Annotated in this window: 1 protein-coding gene; it reads right to left on the bottom strand. The window is 71.0% G+C overall.

What is annotated here, in order from left to right; translation table 11 throughout:
• Positions 1 to 507 (bottom strand): PAS domain-containing protein (locus tag D3D02_RS19035; protein WP_121571363.1); only part of this gene is annotated, 507 nt, incomplete at both ends.

Here is a 507-nt window from a genome sequence, read left to right as displayed (position 1 = left end):
CTCCCGTCGGCCCGCTGAATTCCCTCCACGGTGCCGAGGAGCCGTTCGAGGACCCGCTCGCGGCGCTTCCGGTCCGTGACGTCCGCGAAGAACACGGAGAGCCCGTCGGGCGAGGGGTACGCGGTCACCTCGGTCCACAGGTCCAGCGGCTCGTAGTAGCTCTCGAAGGAGACGGACTCCTGCGTCTCCATCGCCCGCCGGTAGTTCGTCTCGTACTCCTCGCCTATCGCCGCCGGGAACTCCGCCCAGACGTCGGCGCCGAGCAGCTCGTCCGGGTCGCGCTCTAACAGCGCCGCGGCCCGCTCGTTGACGTAGGTGAACCGCCAGTCGTCGTCGAGCGCGAAGAAGGCGTCGTCGATCCGTTCGAGGGTCTCCTCGAATCGGTCGACGGCCGCCTCGCGCTCCTCGCGGGCGACCCGCCGTTCGAGCGCCCGCCCCAGCCAGTCGGCGAGCAGCTCGACGAACAGCCGCTCGCTCTCGTCGAACGGCCGGTCGCGGCGCTCCGGG

Source organism: Halobellus sp. Atlit-38R (assembly GCF_003665925.1).
Taxonomy (GTDB): domain Archaea; phylum Halobacteriota; class Halobacteria; order Halobacteriales; family Haloferacaceae; genus Haloquadratum; species Haloquadratum inordinatus.
Note: the sequence above shows the minus strand (reverse complement) of the source record. Positions and strands in the feature narration are given on the sequence as shown.